1 protein-coding gene is annotated in these 1,056 nt (G+C 72.5%); it reads left to right on the forward strand.

Annotation, left to right across the window (positions count from 1 at the left end):
- Positions 1 to 1,056: WD40 repeat domain-containing protein (locus tag ACWGDE_RS39180; RefSeq protein ID WP_453393852.1), on the forward strand; the 1,056-nt coding region annotated here is incomplete at both ends.

Consider the following 1,056-nt stretch of genomic DNA (forward strand, 5'->3'; position numbering starts at 1 on the left):
ACTTGGAGCGGGGCGACCGCGCGAGCGCGCGCACGCTCCTCGACGGCCTCGAGGACGAGCGGCCGGGCACCCCGGAGGCCGGGGCCGCCCAGCGCGCCCTGGCCGCCGACGAGGCGGCCGACGGCACGTGTGTGGCCAAGGTCGATGCCCCCTGGCACGTCGATCACGGGCACAAGAGGCGCCCCTTGCGGCTGGAGGTGCGTCCGACTCCCGACTGGCGGTACGCGGTGTCCGCGGGGGGCGACGGCGCGGCGCGCGTCTGGGAGCTGGCGACCGGGAAGTGCATCCGCGTCCTCAAGGGGTCGCCGACCTGGGCGAGTGCGGTCGCCATCAGCGCGGACGCGCGGTATGCGGTCTCGGTCTTCACCAACAACGAGGTGCGGTTCTGGGACGTGAAGGAGGGCCGCTGTCTGCACGAGTTCACCGTTCCGGGCAAGCGGTCGCTGTACCGGGTCGGTTCGCCCTCGCTCAGTGGCGACGGGCAGGTGGTGGCGGCCGTCGTGGAGCAGTTCGTCTGGGTGTGGGACCTCCCGAGCCGCCGGGTCCTGCGGCGTTTCGACCCGCGCATGCGGACCTGGCCGGACCAGCGCGACGAGGAATCGTTCACGGTACGGGTGACCCTCGACGGGAAGCGGGCCCTGGTCACCAGCAACGACAGCACCCCGACCCAGCTGTGGGACCTGGCCACCGGCAGCCGTCTCCAAACCCTCCCGGACACCGGCCGCGTCACCGCCGCCTGGATGGACCGCGGGGGAAGGGCGGCCGTCATCGCCTCGCACGGCCATGCGCTGCGCGTGTGGAACCTGGAGGACGCCACGTGCGTCCGGACCGTGACCACGCCCACCGGAGAGATAGGCACCGTGTCGGTCAGCGAGGACCTCTCGTACGCCGTCACGGGCGGCGAGGACGACACGGTACGGGTGTGGAGCCTGGCCACGGGCCGGTGTCTGCGCACGTTCAAGGATCACCGGGATCGCGTCAGGGCCGTCCTGATGAACCCCGACGGCCGGGGCGCGCTGTCGCTCTCGCAGGACAACACGGTGCGCGCCTGGGAGT

This window comes from Streptomyces sp. NPDC054956, assembly GCF_053609185.1.